Annotated in this window: 14 protein-coding genes and 1 pseudogene; 11 read left to right on the top strand and 4 right to left on the bottom strand. The window is 63.8% G+C overall.

Annotated elements, in window-relative coordinates; translation table 11 throughout:
* Positions 1–114 precede the first annotated feature (114 nt).
* From ACP2YO_RS35505 to ACP2YO_RS35465, 9 genes are all read left to right on the top strand, one after another.
* Positions 115–1,224, top strand: a complete 1,110-nt coding sequence (locus ACP2YO_RS35505) for an ABC transporter ATP-binding protein (protein ID WP_426435742.1) — start codon at positions 115–117, stop codon at positions 1,222–1,224.
* Positions 1,225–1,341: 117 nt separating this feature from the next.
* A complete protein-coding gene (locus ACP2YO_RS35500) occupies positions 1,342–2,925 on the top strand; it encodes a choline dehydrogenase (protein WP_426435741.1) in 1,584 nt (527 codons plus the stop codon).
* A gap of 430 nt (positions 2,926–3,355) precedes the next feature.
* Positions 3,356–4,165, top strand: coding sequence for an ABC transporter permease (locus tag ACP2YO_RS35495; RefSeq protein ID WP_426443392.1), 810 nt, complete (start codon positions 3,356–3,358; stop codon positions 4,163–4,165).
* Positions 4,165–5,229, top strand: coding sequence for an ABC transporter ATP-binding protein (locus tag ACP2YO_RS35490; RefSeq protein ID WP_426435740.1), 1,065 nt, complete (start codon positions 4,165–4,167; stop codon positions 5,227–5,229). Before ACP2YO_RS35495 ends, ACP2YO_RS35490 begins: the two co-directional genes overlap by 1 nt.
* A gap of 11 nt (positions 5,230–5,240) precedes the next feature.
* The gene (locus tag ACP2YO_RS35485) at positions 5,241–6,275 is read left to right on the top strand and encodes an extracellular solute-binding protein (protein ID WP_426435739.1); all 1,035 of its coding nucleotides are present in this window, start codon (positions 5,241–5,243) and stop codon (positions 6,273–6,275) included.
* A 79-nt stretch (positions 6,276–6,354) separates the two neighbouring features.
* Positions 6,355–7,185, top strand: a complete 831-nt coding sequence (locus tag ACP2YO_RS35480; RefSeq protein ID WP_426443391.1) for an ABC transporter permease — start codon at positions 6,355–6,357, stop codon at positions 7,183–7,185.
* Between the two features lie 45 nt (positions 7,186–7,230).
* Entirely contained in the window at positions 7,231–8,838 is a 1,608-nt protein-coding gene (locus ACP2YO_RS35475) for an amidohydrolase family protein (protein WP_426435738.1), read from the top strand.
* On the top strand, positions 8,835–9,854 hold the full coding sequence (locus ACP2YO_RS35470) for a CobW family GTP-binding protein (RefSeq protein ID WP_426435737.1): 1,020 nt from the start codon (positions 8,835–8,837) through the stop codon (positions 9,852–9,854). Before ACP2YO_RS35475 ends, ACP2YO_RS35470 begins: the two co-directional genes overlap by 4 nt.
* A gap of 64 nt (positions 9,855–9,918) precedes the next feature.
* Positions 9,919–11,115, top strand: coding sequence for an NADH:flavin oxidoreductase/NADH oxidase (locus tag ACP2YO_RS35465; RefSeq protein ID WP_426435736.1), 1,197 nt, complete (start codon positions 9,919–9,921; stop codon positions 11,113–11,115).
* Between the two features lie 36 nt (positions 11,116–11,151).
* Here ACP2YO_RS35465 and ACP2YO_RS35460 read toward each other — a convergent pair whose 3' ends face one another.
* The 4 genes and pseudogenes from ACP2YO_RS35460 to ACP2YO_RS35445 form a co-directional block, all read right to left on the bottom strand.
* Positions 11,152–12,348: a PepSY-associated TM helix domain-containing protein gene (locus ACP2YO_RS35460; RefSeq protein ID WP_426435735.1), complete on the bottom strand. Its 1,197-nt coding sequence runs from the start codon at positions 12,346–12,348 to the stop codon at positions 11,152–11,154.
* The gene (locus tag ACP2YO_RS35455; RefSeq protein ID WP_426435734.1) at positions 12,341–13,366 is read right to left on the bottom strand and encodes an extracellular solute-binding protein; all 1,026 of its coding nucleotides are present in this window, start codon (positions 13,364–13,366) and stop codon (positions 12,341–12,343) included. Before ACP2YO_RS35455 ends, ACP2YO_RS35460 begins: the two co-directional genes overlap by 8 nt.
* Positions 13,367–13,368: 2 nt before the next feature.
* A pseudogene (locus tag ACP2YO_RS35450) lies at positions 13,369–15,044 on the bottom strand (TonB-dependent siderophore receptor).
* Between the two features lie 360 nt (positions 15,045–15,404).
* Positions 15,405–15,812: a hypothetical protein gene (locus ACP2YO_RS35445; protein WP_426435733.1), complete on the bottom strand. Its 408-nt coding sequence runs from the start codon at positions 15,810–15,812 to the stop codon at positions 15,405–15,407.
* A gap of 202 nt (positions 15,813–16,014) precedes the next feature.
* Between ACP2YO_RS35445 and ACP2YO_RS35440 the strand changes: the two genes are divergently transcribed.
* Together ACP2YO_RS35440 and ACP2YO_RS35435 are read left to right on the top strand one after the other, a co-directional pair.
* On the top strand, positions 16,015–17,274 hold the full coding sequence (locus ACP2YO_RS35440) for an aromatic ring-hydroxylating oxygenase subunit alpha (RefSeq protein WP_426435732.1): 1,260 nt from the start codon (positions 16,015–16,017) through the stop codon (positions 17,272–17,274).
* A complete protein-coding gene (locus tag ACP2YO_RS35435; protein WP_426435731.1) occupies positions 17,274–17,771 on the top strand; it encodes an aromatic-ring-hydroxylating dioxygenase subunit beta in 498 nt (165 codons plus the stop codon). The genes ACP2YO_RS35440 and ACP2YO_RS35435 overlap by 1 nt, the downstream gene beginning before the upstream one ends.
* Positions 17,772–17,781: the final 10 nt, after the last annotated feature.

Here is a 17,781-nt window from a genome sequence, read left to right as displayed (position 1 = left end):
CGACAAACGCGAAACTCGTTTGCGCGGAGATCATGCTCAATCAAACAGACGAGCCCATGATGCGATTCCTCGCATCATGGGCGAGGGCGGGCGCGTAGCGGGAAGGGTTCAGTCATGGCATCGGTCACCATCAGCAATGTGCGCAAGTCCTATGGCGGGCTCGAGGTGCTGCACGGCATCGATCTCGCCGTCGCCAATGGCGAGTTCGTCGTGCTTCTGGGACCCTCCGGCTGCGGCAAGTCGACATTGCTGCGGATGGTGGCCGGGCTCGAAGCGATCAATTCGGGCCAGATCAGCATCGGCAACGTCGTGGTCAACGATCTGCATCCGAAGGATCGCAACATCGCGATGGTGTTCCAGAACTACGCGCTCTACGCGCATTTGAGCGTGTTCGACAACATGGCGTTCTCGATGCAGCTCAAGAAGCTTCCGAAGGACGAGATCCGGCGCAAGGTGGAATGGGCGGCCTCGATCCTCAACCTCACGCCCTATCTCGACCGCCAGCCCAGGCAATTGTCGGGTGGCCAGCGCCAACGCGTTGCGATGGGGCGCGCCATCGTGCGCGATCCCTCTGTATTCCTGTTCGACGAGCCATTGTCGAATCTCGACGCCAAGCTGCGCGTGCAGATGCGAACCGAGATCAAGGAACTGCATCACAAGCTGTCGACCACAATCATCTATGTCACCCACGACCAGATCGAAGCCATGACGATGGCCGACACGATCGTGGTGTTACGCGACGGCAATATCGAGCAGATCGGCAAGCCGCTCGAGATCTACGACCGTCCGGCAAATCTGTTCGTCGCGGAGTTCATCGGATCGCCCTCGATGAACTTCCTGTCCGGTGAGGTCGCCGCAGAAGAGGGCCGTCCGGTCGTCCGCGCCAACGGCGTCACGCTGCCCTTGCCGCCGGATGCGAAGGTCACCGCCGGGCAGATCGTGAAGTATGGAATCCGGCCCGAACATCTGCGGCCCGGCACCGGCAGCGAGGGCATTCCCGCCAAGGTGTCCGTCGTCGAGCCGACCGGTCCCGAAATTCACATCTATGCCGATGTCGGCGGACAGGAGGTCTGTTCCATCACGCAGGATCGCCTTGACCTGTCGCCGGACGATCCGATCAGGCTGGTGCCCGCGCTCGACAGGATCAGGCTCTTCGAGCCGGCGACCGGCAAGGTCATCAATGGGTCGGACGAAACCAGGCCGCGGACGCTGCTGCGGGCCTAATTCGGGTAGGCGGACGTCAAGCCTCGCGGGAGTGACGAGGTGCCACCGCGCGATGGTTGGGCGTTGGCCGCTTCCGGCAACCGGCGACCATCGACGGATAAGAAGACGGAGGAAAAAATGGTGGACTACGTCATCGTGGGCGCTGGCTCGGCCGGGTGCGTGCTGGCAAATCGTTTGTCAGCGTCGCCCGGAAACGAAGTCATTCTGCTTGAGGCCGGTGGCAAGGACACCAATCCATTCATCCACATGCCGGCGGGATATCTCGCCCTGATGAAATCCGGCAGCGTCGATTGGCATTACCACACCGACCCGCAGCCGCATCTGGACAACCGGGTCCTGTTCTGGCCGCGCGGCAAGGTGCTCGGAGGATCGAGCGCCATCAATGGCATGGTCTATATCCGCGGCCATGCGTCCGACTATGATCTATGGGCGCAACTCGGCAATCGTGGCTGGTCCTACGCCGACTGCCTGCCATACTTCATTCGGTCGGAAGGGCGCGAAGCGGGTGCCGACGATTTTCACGGTGGTGACGGTCCATTGCGGACCAGCCGGCTGCCGGAGATAACCCATCCGTTGACCAAGGCCTGGTTCGAAGCCGGCAAGCAGGCCGGATATCGTGCGACGGATGATTTCAACGGCGCCGAACTGGAAGGGTTCGGTCCGGTCGACAGCACGATTGCCGACAACCAGCGCGCCAGCGCGGCGCGCTGCTATCTGCACCCGGTCCGGAGCCGGCCCAATCTCAAGGTGATCACGAAGGCGCTCGCCTCACGCGTGCTGATCGAAGGCGGGCGCGCCGCCGGCGTCGAGTACGTCAGGAATGGTCAAGTCCATACGTTGCGGGCCGAGCGTGAGGTGATCCTGTCAGGCGGCGCTATCAACTCGCCGCAATTGCTGCAATTGTCTGGAATCGGCGACGGAGACCATCTGCGATCGCTCGGCATCAAGGTGGTCCAAGAATTGAAGGGCGTCGGGCAGAATCTGCAGGATCATCTCGCGTGTGGCGTGAAGCAGCGGTGCAGCCAGCCGATCTCGTTCCTCAAGCACACCAAGCCGCTGGGCGCCACCAAGGCCTTCATCCAGTACGTCCTGACCAAGACCGGTCCCGCGACGTCGCACGGCCTGGAAGCAATGGCGTTCCTCAAATCGCAGCCTGATCTGGTTGCACCGGATCTTCAGTTCTTTTTCGTTCTGCTGATGTACAGCGATCACGGCCGCAAGATCGAGAACGAACACGGCTTCATGGCCTACTTCAACATCGCGCGCCCGGACAGTCGCGGCAGCATCATGATCAAGTCGGCCGATCCGCTGCAGCATCCTTCAATCCGCCCGAACTATCTGGAGGCGCGCGAGGATGTCCGCAACATGCGCGACGGCATCCGGATCGGCCGCGAGATCATCGCCCAGAAGGGTTTTGATCGCTATCGCGGAGACGAATACGCCCCGGGGTCCCGCGCAAAGTCGGACGCGGATATCGACAGCTACGTTCGTCGGACCTGCGAAACCATCTATCACCCGGTCGGCACCTGCAAGATGGGCTCGGATCCGCTTGCCGTTGTCGATGACCGCCTCCGCGTTCACGGCATCGACGGGCTCCGGGTGATCGACGCGTCCATCATGCCGCGACTGGTTTCGGGAAATACCAACGCGCCGACGATCATGATTGCGGAGAAGGGCGCCGATTTCATCCTTGACCGGTAGCCGCTCGCCGCAGCAACGAGGCCTGCCGGAGCAAGGCAGCAAGCGAGCCTATAGCGCGCCGGCTCATCGATCGTCACAGCGCTGGTTGTCCATGGGCGATACTGGCGCCACGGCTACAGGAGTAGGGTGCAGGCCGGCGAGGCGCATTCCCGCAAGTGCATGGCCCTGACGTCAGCGTTGATTGCCAACAGCCATCAATAGGGCGCGACTAGCAAATTGAGCAGATCGTGGACCCGATCCTTACGCGGTAGGCGCGGGCAGTGCTGTTCAGAAGACGGAAGACCGCCCTGGACATGCGGCTGCGTCCTGAGCAGCTTTCGTCCATAATGCGGGCTTGGCGACCGGAACGCTGTCGGACTACGATGCGGCCGAATTTATCGCTCCAGGGAACGAGCCGCGAAGGATGCCGGCGTCACTGCTTGCCAATTTGATGGAGCGGCCGTCGTCCGGCCGCATCCTGATGCGGATACTGGTTCTGATCGCCTATATCATTATTTTCGCGCCGGTCTCGATGATCGTCGCAACCAGCTTCTTCTCCCAGGAGATCGTCAGCTTTCCGCCGCCGGCGCTGACCTGGCACTGGTACGCCAATGCCTGGGACAAGCCGGAATTCCTGCGCGGCCTCATCACAAGCCTCCAGGTCGCCCTGCTAGCCGCCGCCGTCGGTGTGCCGATCGGCACCGCGGCCGCGCTCGCCATCGTACGCGGTGACTTTCCCGGCAAGCAGGTCATCAGCGCGCTGCTGCTGGCGCCGCTCGCCGTCCCCGGAGTCGTGGCCGGCTCCGGGCTCTATATGTTCTATGTGCTCGCGGAAAATACACTCGATCGCGATATCAAGGCGACGACCGAAGGGTTGGTCGCCGCCCATGTGATGCTTACGATTCCCTGGACCGTGCGACTCGTGGTTGCGAGCCTGCAGGGGCTCGACCGCGCGGCCGAGGAGGCCGCGGCCAATCTCGGCGCCGGCCCGTTCACGGTGTTTCGCCGCATTACGCTTCCGATGATGCGGCCCGGCATCGTGGCGGCCGCGATGTTCTCGTTCATCCAGAGTTTCGAGAATCTCGACCTGTCGCTGCTCCTGGTCGGTCCCGGCCGGACCACGCTGCCGGTTGCGATGCTCAACTATCTCGAATTCCGGATCGATCCGACGCTGGCCGCGGTCGCAACCGTGCAGATCGTGATCGTCGGGGGACTGATGGTGGTTACCGATCGCTTCGTCAAATTGTCACGGGTCGTCTGATGGCGAGCCTGTCGATCGAAGGTCTCACCAAGCGGTTCGGCTCGTCGGTCGCCGTGGACGGCCTCGATCTTGCGGTGCAGGAAGGCGAACTGGTCGCGCTGCTCGGTCCCTCCGGCTGCGGCAAGACCACGACCTTGCGCATGGTCGCAGGATTTCTTCCGCCGACCAGCGGGCGCGTGCTGTTCGACAGCGAGGATGTCACCCATCTGCCCGCGCACAAGCGCGCAACGGGAATGGTGTTTCAGTCCTATGCGCTGTTTCCGCACATGACCGCGGCGCAGAATGTCGGTTTTGGGCTGGAGATGCGCAGCGTCGGCGGCGCCGAGCGTCAGGCCAGGGTCGAGGAGGCGCTAAAGCTGGTGCGGCTGTCGCATCTGGCCGGTCGCCTGCCTCGCGAAATGTCTGGCGGGCAGCAGCAGCGGGTCGCGCTTGCTCGGGCGTTGGTGATCAATCCGAAACTCTTTTTGCTCGATGAACCCTTGTCCAACCTCGACGCCAAGCTGCGCGCCGAGGTCCGGATCGAGATCAGGGCGCTGCAGCAGCGGCTTGGCCTGACCACGCTCCTGGTCACGCATGACCGCGAGGAGGCGCTGACCATGGCCGATCGTCTGGTCGTGATGGAAGGCGGCCGGGTGCGGCAGGTCGGCCCGCCGCGCGAACTCTATGACGAGCCCCAGGACGCGTTCGTGGCTGACTTCGTTGGCCGCTGCAACATCCTGCTGGGCCGGCGAGAGAACGAGGCCCAGTTCCGCACCGAGAGCGGGCTCATTTTACCAGTCGACATCGCGCCGAACGAGAGCAAGAATGCCGACGCCTTTGCGCTGCGGCCGGAACGGATTTCGATCCGCCCGGGTGCCGAGGGCGATCTCCACGGGCCGCTGCAGGCCGCGACCTATCTTGGGCCGCAGACCGAATACCATGTGCGCGTCGGCGAGGAGGTGTTCGTGGTGGTGCAGCAGACCCCGGGCGCGGACGAGCCGCTGGCTTCGGTCAAGCCGCAAGATCAGGTTTCGCTGCGCTGGGATGGCAAGGCCCCGCGGCTGGTCCCGCAGAAATCCTCTTGAGGGAGATGGTCATGATATTGCGACGTCATTTGTTGTCCGCCGGCGCCGGGGCTGCGGCCATGTTCGCGTCAGGCGCGCCGATCGCGCGCGCGGAACCGGGGCAGATCATTGTCGGCACCTGGGGCGGCGATTACGGGCAACTGCTCAGTGATCTCATCGACAAGCCGATTCTGGCACCGAAGGGCATCGAGGTGCTGCAGGATGTCGCCAACGCCGATCCGCGGAAGACGAAGCTGCTGGCGGAGCGGCAAAGCCGGCGCGGATCGATGGACGTGGCCTGTCTCTCGGACACCGACCATTATGTCGTCGCCACGACCAACGTGTTTGAGGTGGTCGATGCTGCGAAAGTCTCGCGGCTCGACAAGGTATTTCCCGAGCTTCGCACCGACACCGCCATTCCGCATATCTACTCGGCGCTGGTGATCCTCTACAACGAAAACCAGGTCAAGGTCCCGCCGACCTCCTGGGCCGACCTTTGGGATCCAAAATGGCGCGGCCGGGTCGGTCTTGCCGATATCCTTTATGCATGGAACACGCTCGCGGCGGCGTTGGCGAACGGCGGCGGCGTCAGCAATCTCGATCCGGCGGAACAGAAGCTGCTGGAGCTGCGCTCGCTGGATGCAAAGATCTATCCGTCCAACGAGGCACTCGCAGCCGGGCTCAAATCCGAGGAGGTCTGGCTTACGGCAATGTGGCTTGCGCGCGGCTTCATGTGGAAGAAGGCCGGCATTCCGCTCTCGCATGTCGTGCCGAAGGAGGGCGCGGCATCGATCGTGTTCGAAGCCAGCGTGCCGCGCAATGCGCGCAACAAGGACGGCGGGTTCGCCTATCTCGACGCGATGCTCGATCCCAAGGCTCAAATCGCCTTCGCCGACAAGATGGGATATGTGCCGACCGTGTCGGACGCCGTGCTGCCGGAAGATCTTGCGAAGCAGGTCAGCCTGAGCGAGGCCGACCGCGCCAGGCTCTTGAAACCCGACTACAAATATCAATCCGAGCGCTCACAACGCACGCTTGATTTCTGGAACAAGCAGTTCAAGGCGTGATGCTGGAGCTTCGGACTTGACGTTCGTTGACACGCACCGCGACACGAGGGAGACGAACGTCAAATCGGCTGCACCGGGGATGGCGCTGCTGGTGCTGCCGGCCGGCCTGCTGGTGCTTGGGCTCCTGATCGGGCCGATGCTGCTGATGTTCCGGATCTCGCTCAATCGGTTCAGCCCGACGGAGCTGATGATCGAGGCGTTCTCGTTCGAGAATTACGCGCGCGCAACGGCGGATCCTTATTATCAGGAGGTCATCCTGACGACGCTGGGCATGGCGCTCCTCTGCACGGCGCTGACGCTGGTCATTGCCTTTCCGGCGGCATACTGGGTCGGACGTCTCCAAAGCCGCTGGAAAAGCCTGGTCGTGATCGCGACGCTGTTTCCGCTGGTGGTCGGCAATGTCGTCCGCTCAGCCGGCTGGATGGCACTCTTTACGCGCGACGGACTGATCAACACGGTTCTCATCAAGGTTCATGCGATTAGCGAGCCGCTGACGCTGATGTATACGCCAAAGGCGGTCGTGTTCGGCATCATCGCAGTGGTGCTGCCCTACATGATCCTGACCATTGCCTCGGTGATCGAGAGCATTCCCCGGGACCTGGAGGATGCCGCCGCCAATCTCGGCGCCTCTCCCCTGCAAACATTCTGGCGTGTGATCCTGCCACTGTCGGCGCCGGGCATCGCTGCCGGGTCGATCCTGGTCTTCGTTTTGTGCATGAACACCTATGCAACTGCGGTGCTTCTCGGCGGGCCGCGTTTCAAGATGATGGCACCGGCGATCTTCGACCAATTTGTGCGCGGCAACAACTGGCCGATGGGTGCCGCGCTGGCCTTCATGCTGCTCGCGGTGACCATGAGCTTTACGATTTTCGGCAGCATCGCGTTTGCGCGGCGCTATCGGGTGAGATAACCGCGGAACGTTCACAGCGACCGCTGGACAGGAAGGAAACGATCGATGTCCGATCAGGCGAAAACGGAAGTTCTTCCGGGCGATGAGCTCGCGCGCATCCGCAACAAGGGCGAGGCCCCGATCGTCGCAAAGGCGACGTCGCGCGATCGCGGCATCGGGCCGTTCAAGCGGCTCGCGCTGCGCAGCGCCACGGTGATCGACGGTACCGGCGCGCCCCCGATTGGCCCGGTCGATATCATCGTAGAGAATGGCCGCATCGTCAGCCTGAAGAAGGTCACAGGCTATGGCGCCGATCCAGGTGAGCCCGCCGATCACGAGATCGATTGCCGCGGAAAATGGGTGACGCCGGGCTTTGTCGATTGCCACGCCCATGCCGGCGTCGCCTATCATTCCGCGAACGGCTGGGTGCCGCCGGTCGACTATGTCTACAAGCTCTGGCTCGCCCATGGCGTCACCACCGTGCGCGAAATGGGCTCGATGAATGGTCTCGGCTGGGTCATCGACCAGCGGCAGCGCTCGGCGGACAATACCATCGCGGCGCCCCGGCTGCTCGCCTATGCCTATTTTCCGGCGGTCAACGACATGATCAAGACCATCTACACGCCGGAGCAGGGCAGGGAGTGGCTGCGCAAGGTCAAGGATCGCGGCGCCGACGGCATCAAGTTCTTCGGCGCGCCGCCGGCGATCATGGAAGCGGCGCTCGACGAGTGCCAGAAGCTCGGCCTGCGCTCCGGCTGCCATCATGCGCAGATGGCGGTGACGCGGATGAACGCACTCACCACCGCGCGCTGGGGCCTGACCAGCGCCGAGCATTATTACGGTCTGCCCGAAGCGCTGTACGATGACCGCATCGTGCAGAACTTCCCGCTCGACTATAACTACACCGACGAATATTTCCGTTTCTCGGTCTCGGGCCAGATGTTCGGGCAGGCCGCCAAGCCCGGCTCGCGCAAATGGGAAGAGACGCTGGAGAAATTCCTCGAGATCGGCTTCACCTTCGTTCCGACCTTCACCATCTACGACGCCAATCGCGACCTGATGCGCGCACGCCAGGCTTATTGGCACAAGGACTACACCTGGAAATCGATGTGGGACTATTTCACCCCGCAGCGCGGCGGTCACGGTTCCTACTGGTATCGCTGGTCCACCCAGAACGAGGTCGAGTGGAAGGAGAACTACCGACTGTGGATGGCGTTCATCAATGAATACAAGAATCGGGGCGGGCGCGTCTGCACCGGCAGCGATTCCGGCTTCATCTACCAGATCTTCGGCTTCGGCTATGTGCGTGAGCTGGAGCTGTTGCAGGAGGCCGGCTTCCATCCGCTGGAAGTGATCCGCGCCGCGACCTCGCAAGGTGCTGCGCTGTGCGGAATCGAGGACGAGGTCGGCACCATCGATGTCGGCATGCGCGGCGACATGCTGGTGCACGACCACAATCCGCTCACCGACTTCAAGCTGCTCTATGGCACCGGTGCGATGCGGTTCAACGATGCGACCAACGCGGTCGAATGGCATCGCGGCCTGAGATTCACCATCAAGGACGGCATCATCTACGATACCGAGGAATTGCTCGCCGACGTCCGCGAACTCGTGAAGGCGAGCTGGGAGAGCGACGTTCCGGAAAAATTCGTCGCGCGGGCTGCGGCGGAATGAACGGCGAGCCGCTCGATTTCTTCGTGTTAACGGGATTTCTGGGCTCGGGCAAGACCACGCTGCTGCGTGATTTTCTCGCGTGTCCCGAGGCGGCCGATACGGCTGTCATCGTCAACGAGGTCGGAGAGATCGCGCTCGACGGCGTCGTGCTCCGCGAGGGCGGCAGCGATCTGCCGATTGCGATGCTGTCCAACGGCTGCGTCTGCTGCCAGATCGGCAGCGATCTCGCCTTCACCATCGACCGGCTGATCATGACGCCACGGCCGCCCGGGGCCGGCCCGCTGCGCCGGATCATCCTGGAGACCAGCGGGCTTTCGATGCCCGGGCCGGTGCTGCGGACGCTCGCAACCTTGGCCGAACACCGAATGCGGGTGGCCGTGATCGGCACCTTCGATCTCCAGCACGGCGGCGACGCGGCGGCGTATGAGGAGGCGGTGGCGCAATGGACCGCCGCGCATCGCATTGTCGCAACCAAGGCCGACCTCGTCACCGCCGTGGACCTGGCCGCCGCGCCATCTGCTATCGCGGATGTCAATCCGCTCGCCGAAGTGGTTGCGACCGCGGATCGTGCCAGCTCGGTGCTTTTGGCGTTTGCGCCGTTGACGGCGCCGCCGCGCTTCGACATCGCCGTTGCTCCGGGAAGCGCGCATCCGCGGATCGCCCTCTGCCTTGCTAAACCCGCCGGAGAGGTCGCCTATTCCGATCTCGCGGCCTGGCTCGACAATCTCGCCGGCGCACTCGGCGAACGCCTGTTGCGGATCAAGGGACTGGTTCAGGTCGTCGAAAGCAGACAACCGCTATTGATCGAGTGCGTCGGCACGACGTTCTCGCTGCCGCGCCCGTTTCAGATCGACGGTGCGCAATTGTCCGGCCTCGTCATCATCGCCCGCGATGTGGAAGGGGCTGAACTCGATACCGTGGCGCCGATGGGCCTCGTTGAAGTGTCCTCCTGGAAGACGCCCGACCCGGAAGGCCGCGCCGGTCGCCGTCCCATCAAGGCCGATTGGGTGCTGTGATCGATGAGCGAGGGCGCAAATCTCGGCCTTCCCTCGCGGCGACAGCTTGCAAGGAGAAGTTGGAATGACCGACGGAATGATCAACGGCGAGAAAGTGGTGCAGCCGATGCTGTTCCAGCCGCTCGCCATTCGAGGGCTCACGCTGAAGAATCGCCTCGTTGTGCCGCCGATGGTCCATTACCGCTGCGACCCCGGACACACCTGCGGTACATTTCATGTCGTTCATCTCGGCCGCTACGCGTTAGGCGGCTTCGGACTCGTCTTTGTCGAGGCGACCGCGGTTGACGAAGTCGGACTTATCAACGAAAATGACCTCGGCATCTGGAACGACGCGCAAGGCGAAAGCTTCAAGCCGCTGATCGCCTTCATGAAGCGCCAGGGCACTGCGATAGGCATTCAGCTTGCCCATGGCGGGCGCAAGTCTTCGTCGCAAACGGCCATGCAGGGCATGGGACCGCTCACCGAGGAAAATCTGAAAGCCGGCGCCAAGGTCTGGCAGCCGGTGGGACCGACCGCCGAGCCTGTCGCCGATGGCTGGCTCACGCCGCGTCAACTGACCACGGCCGAATGCAAGACGATGGTCGACACCTGGACGGCAGCCGCGCGACGGGCAGTTGATGCCGGGTTCGACACCATCGAGATCCACACCGCGCATGGCTATCTGCTGGCCTCTTTTCTGTCGCCGGTTTCCAATACGCGCAACGACGAGTATGGCGGCGACCGGGCGGGGCGCATGCGTCTGCCGCTCGAAATTGTCGAGGCCGTGCGCCGCGAAATGCCCGCATCGATGCCGCTCTTCGTGCGCGTCTCGTCCGTCGACGGCACCGTGGAGGGGTGGAATATGGATGACACGGTGGCTTATGCGTGTGAGCTGAAGGCGCGCGGCGTCGACGTCATCGACTGCTCCTCGGGCGGTATCTCCGGCGCGGCGACCGCGGCCCAGGTCACGCGCAGCCTTGGATTTCAGGTGCCCTTTGCGGAGCGGGTCCGCAAGGAAGCTGATATCACTACCATGGCGGTCGGCATCATTCTCGAGGCAGAACAGGCCGAGGCCATCCTTCAGAACGGGCAGGCCGACCTGATCGCCGTCGGGCGGCAGTCGCAGTTCAATCCGAACGTGGCTCACCATTGGGCCCACGAGCTCGGCATCAACAAGCGTTTCGAGGACTGGTCACCCGAGTTTGGCTGGTGGCTCGAGAAGCGGATCAGAACCCTTCAGGGTTTTGCGACACCGACCGGCGTCGTCACGCAGCGCCCCTGAGCCACGGCCGGCCGCCACGTATTCGATGATGCCCCCTCATTCGCCCGGCACCAGGCTTCCGATCGGTTGCCGTGCAAGGCGGCGGTGCCTGCGGCGCGACAGATAGAGCAGCAAGCCCGTCACCGTAAACAGCGGCATCAGCGCCGCCGCCAGCATGAAGGCGAGCTTGCCCGGCCATCCAAGGATGGCACCGCGGTGAATGTCGAGCACACTGGCGAGGATGCGCTCGCCAAATGACTTGTCCGCGTAGAGATTCGACGAGATCAGACGGCCGGTGATGGCGTCGATACGGAGTTCGTCGCGCGCGGTGTCGAGCGAGCTGCCGCGCGGCCACGACCTGACACGCACAACCGTGCCCGCACCGGCTGGCAGCGTCATGAGTGCCCTGACGTAACGGTTACCTTGTTCTTTCAGGAACGTAGCCCAGACGAGATCGAAGGTGAGGGGTTTTGTTTCGGCCGCTGCTTCGGCCTTCGCAGCAACCATGCCTCGGGGCGCTTTCGGCGGCATCGCTGCGGCCGTTGCCGCAGGTCGCTCGAGCAGCCATTTCGCACCGTCCTTGTACCATTCGAACGAATAGGTCAGGCCGGTGAGCGTCATCACCAAATAGATCGGCAGCACCCAGGTGCCGATGACGGCGTGCAGCGACCGGTGCAGGCCGCGGCCGCGGAGCGCCAGATTCGGCTTCAGCCACATCTTCACGCTGCGGGCGCGGTGCGGCCAGCGCAGCACGAGGCCGGTGATCAACATCACGATCAGGCAGATCGCGGCGGTGCCGGTGATCTTGCGGCCGTAGCCGTTGCCGTCGCCGGGCAACAGCAGCCAGCGATGCAGCTTGCGGACGGTGGCGAAGAACTCCTCGCCGCGCGGCGCGCCGAGCACGTGCCCGTCAGAGGGATCGACATAGACCGAGGGCGGCCGCGCGCCGCCTTCGCTGCGGGCAAAGCGGATGCGCACCGCGGCCGTCGGATCGCTCGACATCGTCACGGCCGACGCCTTGCCGAAGTCGCCGACCGCCTGCAGCCGCGCGACCAGTTCGTCCGGCGTCAGCGGCCGCGTCGCGCTGGCATCGACGCGCATGATGCCGGCATTCAGGCTTGCCGCGATCTCATCCTCGAACGCCATCGTCGCGCCGGTGATCCCGACCACGGCCCACAGCAGCGCGAGCACGAGGCCGATGCAGGAATGGACCTGCAGCAGGACGGCCTTGGTGGCGCGCCAGGCTTCATTCATCGAGGCCGGCCTTCCTGATTAGCGAGATCGTAGCCGGCTGATGCGCGGCGATCTGGTCGATCGGCAACGCGTCGACCGGGAACGATCCGATCCCGTCGAGGATCGGGTGCCGCTTCGCCGTTGCCAGCACGGGATATTCGAGCTCGGCGGCCGCAAAGATGGTCTGCGCGGCCGGCGTGAGCAGGAATTCGATGAAGCGACGCGCCGCCGCCGGGTGGGGCGCGTGTTTTGCGATCGCCGCGCCGGTCAGGTTGACGTGGGTTCCGCCGCCCGTGAATGTCGTCGGCACCGCCTTCACGGCCTCTGCCGACCTGCGCCAGCCGTTGCCGTCGCGTCCGTCGCGGAGCTGCGCCAATGCGACAGTGTTGCCGATACCGATCTCGCATCGTCCTTCCGCGATCTCGCGGATCACGTCATTGTCCTTGCTGGCCGGCGTGCGCGCGAGATTGGCCTTCAGGCCGTTGAGCCAGGCCTCGGTCGCATCACGACCGTGATGGGCGAGATAGGCCGCGACCAACGCGACATTGTTCTGATGCAGGGCGGGGCGCATGCACAATTTGCCTCGCCATTTCGGATCGGCGAGATCCTCATAGCCGATGGTGGTGAGGGGGCTGTCTTTTCGCACCATCACGACGCGCGGGCGTATCGCGAGCGCGATCCATTGCGACGTGTCGCCGCGCAGGTTTGCCGGCACTGCCTGGTCGAGTTGTGGAGATTCAAGCGGCTGCGTCAGCCCGTGCACGGAAAGCTCGGTGGTCTTGTCGAGGCCGATCGTCAGCACAACATCCGCCGGCGAGCCGTCGCCTTCGGAGGTCAGGCGCTTGAGCATGCCGTCCGCGACGAAGACGTTCTTGACTCTGGTGCCGCTCGCTTCCGTGAAGGCCGCGATGACAGGTTCGAGCAGGCCGGCTTCCCGGGTCGAATAGAGGGTGATCTCGTCGGCGAGCGCCGCCGTGCAGGCGACAGAGATCGACGCCAGCGCGGTCAGCAATCCGATCGCTGTCCGCCTTGCGCCCATCGCTAGAACTTCACCGTTGCCGAGAGCGAGAAGCGCCGCGCGTCGCCCATCGCAACGGTGAGGTTGCTGACGGCGGAGGGGTAGTAGACGGTGTCGAACAGGTTCTTGACGTTGAACTGGTAGATGACGGGCAGCGTCTCGTATTTCGTCTCGTAGGTCGCAAAGACGTCCGCGACCGTGTAGGACGGCAGCACGAAGCTGTTGTTGGCGTCACCGGGCCGGTCGCCGACATAGCGCGCGCCGCCGCCGAGACGGAGCCGGCCGGGCAGGGCCGTGCCGAAATCGTAGACCAGATAGAGCGAGGCGGTGTTGAGCGCGACGTTCTGCAGCGCCTTGCCGGCCAGCGTCGGATCCTCGATCACGCGTGCGTCGGTGTAGCCGTAGCTGCCGATCATGCTCCAATTGTCCGTCAGCCTGCCGGTGACGTCGAGCTCGACGCCGTGCGAGCGGACCTTGCCGGCGGTGCGGTATTCGACGATGTTTGTTATTTGGTTGAGCTGCCCGACCAGCACGTTCTTCTTGTCGATGTCGTAGACCGCGAGCGTGCCGGAGAGGCGCTTGTTGAAGTCGAACTTGACGCCGGTCTCGTACTGGGTGCCCTCTTCGGGGGCGATGTTGGAGCTGATCACGACGCCGCCGGTAAGCGGCGCGATGGTCGAGCTCGGCTTCAGCGACTGCGTATAGCTTATGCCTGCATCAGGTCGGAGGTTCCCCACATGTTGTTGAAGGGCTCGTCGAGCCGGCGCATCGCCGGGATCGCCAGCGGTGCCTTGGTGACGGGATCGAAGGCGGTGCCGCGATCGAAGGGCGTGATGAACTCGCGATGCTCGTAGTTGAGCTGAACGGTCGTGGTCTCGCCGTACCAGGCCAGCGACGGCGCGACCAGCATTTCGCGGTGGCGCCCGAAATTGCGCCAATAGTCCTCGCTCACGCCGTAGCCGATGAAGCGATAGGCGAGGCCGTTGTTGCCGATCGGGCCTGTGACGTCGACCGTGCCGTCCGCACCGGTCCTGGGACCGGCGAAACTCGAGCCGAGCAGGTTGACCGAGCCGTGCTGATAGAGCTCGGGGCGCTTGCTGATGGTGTTGACGATGCCGCCGGGATCCATGATGCCGTAGAGCAGCGACGCCGGGCCCTTCAGCACCTCGACACTTTCGACGGCCGGATTGAGGCTGCGCCCCTGCACCAACGGCATGCCGTTGCGCATGATTGAGCCGTCGCGATTGTCGCCGAAGCCGCGGCGGATGACGGCGTCCAGGGTGCCGGCCAGCGTGTTGGTCTGGGTGATGCCGCTGATATTGATCAGCGCGTCGTCGAGGTTGCGCGGCAGCTGATCCTTCAGCACCTGCTCGGGCACGACGTTGACCGATCGCGAGGTATCGAGCGGCGAGGCGCCGCTGCGCAGCGTCGTCGAGCTCGGCATCGCGCGATAGCCGAGCTTGGCCTCGTTCAGCACGGCGGCTGCCGCGGCGGCGCGCTCCGATGGTGTCGGTTGCGCCGGCTGGGCATTCCGGTTGCGCTGGCGGGCCGTGGCAGCCGCTTGCGTCCGTCGCTCCGATCTGGCCGCGGCGCTCGCGGGCTGGCGCTTTTTCGTCGGCGATTCCACCGTGACGGGCGGCAGTGCGACGCTCGATTGCGCGCTCGCGCTCGTCACCGAAGAGACATCGGCGAACAGGATTGCCGCGCCGATCAGCAGATGGGTGCGGCTCTTGTCGGCGGGGTTGCGATGGTTTCCGACCGGCCGGTCATCAGCATTTACAGTCACGTCTTGCGTCCACTCAGCGAGTTCATTCACCACGCGGCCTCTAGCAGCCGCCGCTGACGAAAAGAACCGCAGTGGACTTGAATCTCTCTAAGACGCGACGCGCCATGCTGCGCCGTCCGAGTCCCCATCGTCGCGACGCATGCGCGGACGGTACTTAGTGCCGGTTGACAGCACCACGATGGTGGTCACGGCTTTCGATGACGCGTCGGCGCGGCAAACGGTCGCAGATCGCGATCGCTCAGAGCGCGCCGGCCTTGCCGGCCCACGCGCGCGTCAATTGGCGGCCAGCACGACGGTCGCCGAGTCGATCGTCCCCGTGCTCACGCCCTCGCGCGCCATCTCTTCGATCGTGATCCAGTTCTCGCGAAAAATCTTCGCGGCCTCATTGGCGCTATCCGCCTGGATCGTGAGACTGCACGCGCGTCTGGTGCCATTGCTGGCAAATTGGAAATAGAAAACATATCCAGACGGCTCCGCGCTCCCCGCGCCCAACGGTTCCTGCTGCATGAAGACTTTCCCCAATACTGTGTGTTCGCGACCCACCCACACGCAGGATTGAACCGTGATGCGGCACAGTCGTGATTCCGGATGCCGCAATCTGTCTCGTCGCGCATTTTGTCGGATGGTGTTGCCGGGATTCAACACATGATGGAACTTGGTGAGATTGGGCGGCCACGTCATGGCGCCTCATCCTGATGAGGGCGCGCTCGCCGTACAGGCGCTTTCCCGATCTTTGGCTCGTCGGGCCACAAATAGCCTTGCAGAGCCAACCACCGCCCGTTATAATTCGAACGGTCGGTCGGATTATTATTCAGTTCGCTTCCCGAAGGAGCGCCGGACAAGGCGGCCCCGGGGAGACCGGCGAGCCGTGGGAGGTCAAGCGATGAACGTCGTGCCGCGTATGTCGCAATGGAATGAACTGATCCGGCCCGACCGGGTGCACGGCTCGCTCTACACCGATCCCGCGATCTTCGAGGCTGAACTCAAGAGCATCTGGTACCGGACTTGGGTCTATGTCGGGCACGAGAGCGAGGTGCCCAACGCCAACGATTACGTCGTCAAGTCGATCGGGCCGCAATCCATCATCATGACGCGTGACGAGCAGGGCAAGGTCAATTTGCTGCTCAACCGCTGCTCGCATCGCGGCAACCAAGTCTGCTCCTACGAGCGCGGCAATGCACGCTCCTTCACCTGTCCGTTCCACTCCTGGACGTTTGCCAATGACGGCCGCCTGGTCGGCTATGCCTTCCCCGATGGCTATGAGGGGCAGGATAGATCCAAGCTCGCGCTCGGGCGGGTGACGCGTGTCGAAACCTATCGCGGCTTCGTGTTCGGTTCGTTCGCAGCCGACGGGCCGACGCTGAAGGAGCATCTCGGCGGCGCCGCCGAGACCATCGATCGGCTGGTGCGCAGCTCGCCGGAAGGCGAGGTCGAGGTTACCGCGGGCTTCCTCAAGCATCGCGTCAAGGCGAACTGGAAGTTTATCCTGGAGAACGAGTGCGACGGCTACCATCCGGCCTTCGTGCACACCTCGATCTTCGGCGTCGCCGACAGCATGATCGGCAAGCTCTATGGCGGCGCCTCGACCGCGCTGACCCGCGACTATGGCAACGGCCATACCGAGATCGACCTGCGTCCCGAATTCCGCAAGCGCAACGCGCCGATGAGCTGGTTCGGCACCAGTGAGGAGCGCCTGCCGGATTACACGGCGCGGATGAGGGCGGCCTATGGCGACACGGCGGCGCGCGAAATCATGATCGACGGCACGCCGCATGTGATGATCTTCCCGAACCTGTTCATCGCCGAGATCCAGATGTTCGTGATCCAGCCGCTCGGCGTGGACGACAGCGTGCAGCATGTCACCGCGCTGCAATTCAAGGGCGCGCCGGACCTGAACCGGCGCTTGCGCCAGCAGACCATGGGCTCGGTCGGCCCGGCCGGCTTCCTGCTTGCCGACGATTCCGAGATGTATGAGCGCTGCCACCGAGGCGTGCAGGCGCGCAATCCCGAATGGATATTCCTCGGGCGCGGCGAGAAGCGCGAGCGCCGGGACGAACTCGGCTTCACGATCGGCCATGTCACTGATGAGGTGCCGTCGCGCGGCATCTGGCGCCATTACCGCAAGCTGATGGGGCCAGCCTGATGCTGTCGCGCGAAAGCAGCGCCACGTTGATGAGCGCCGTCACCGCCTTCCTCTATCGCGAGGCGCGGCTGCAGGACGAGCATCAGTACGAGGCCTGGGAAAAGCTCTGGACCGACGACGGCGTCTACTGGGTGCCGGCCAATGGCGCGGACATCGACCCGGAGCGGCAGATGTCGATTATCTATGACAACCGCTCGCGGATCGCGCTGCGCGTCCGGCAACTCCTGACCGGCAAGCACTTCACCCAGACGCCGCAATCGAACCTGCGCCGGCTCGTCTCCAACATCGAATTGATGGACCAGCAGCCTGATGACGGCGACATCGTGGTCGCCAGCAACAGCCTGATCTTCGAATCGAGCCTTCGCGACGACACGCTGTGGGCCGCGCGCAACAAATACCGGTTGCGCCATGTCGATGGCGAATTGCGGATCGCCTACAAGAAGGTCGTCCTCGTCAACAACGACAAGGCGATCTACACGCTATCATTCCTGGTTTAGGAAAGGTCTC

Origin of the sequence: Bradyrhizobium genosp. P, from assembly GCF_049949265.1 — a bacterium.
Classification (GTDB): Bacteria; Pseudomonadota; Alphaproteobacteria; order Rhizobiales; family Xanthobacteraceae; genus Bradyrhizobium.
The sequence above is the reverse complement of the archived record's forward strand: the minus strand, read 5'-3'. Positions and strand labels throughout refer to the sequence as shown.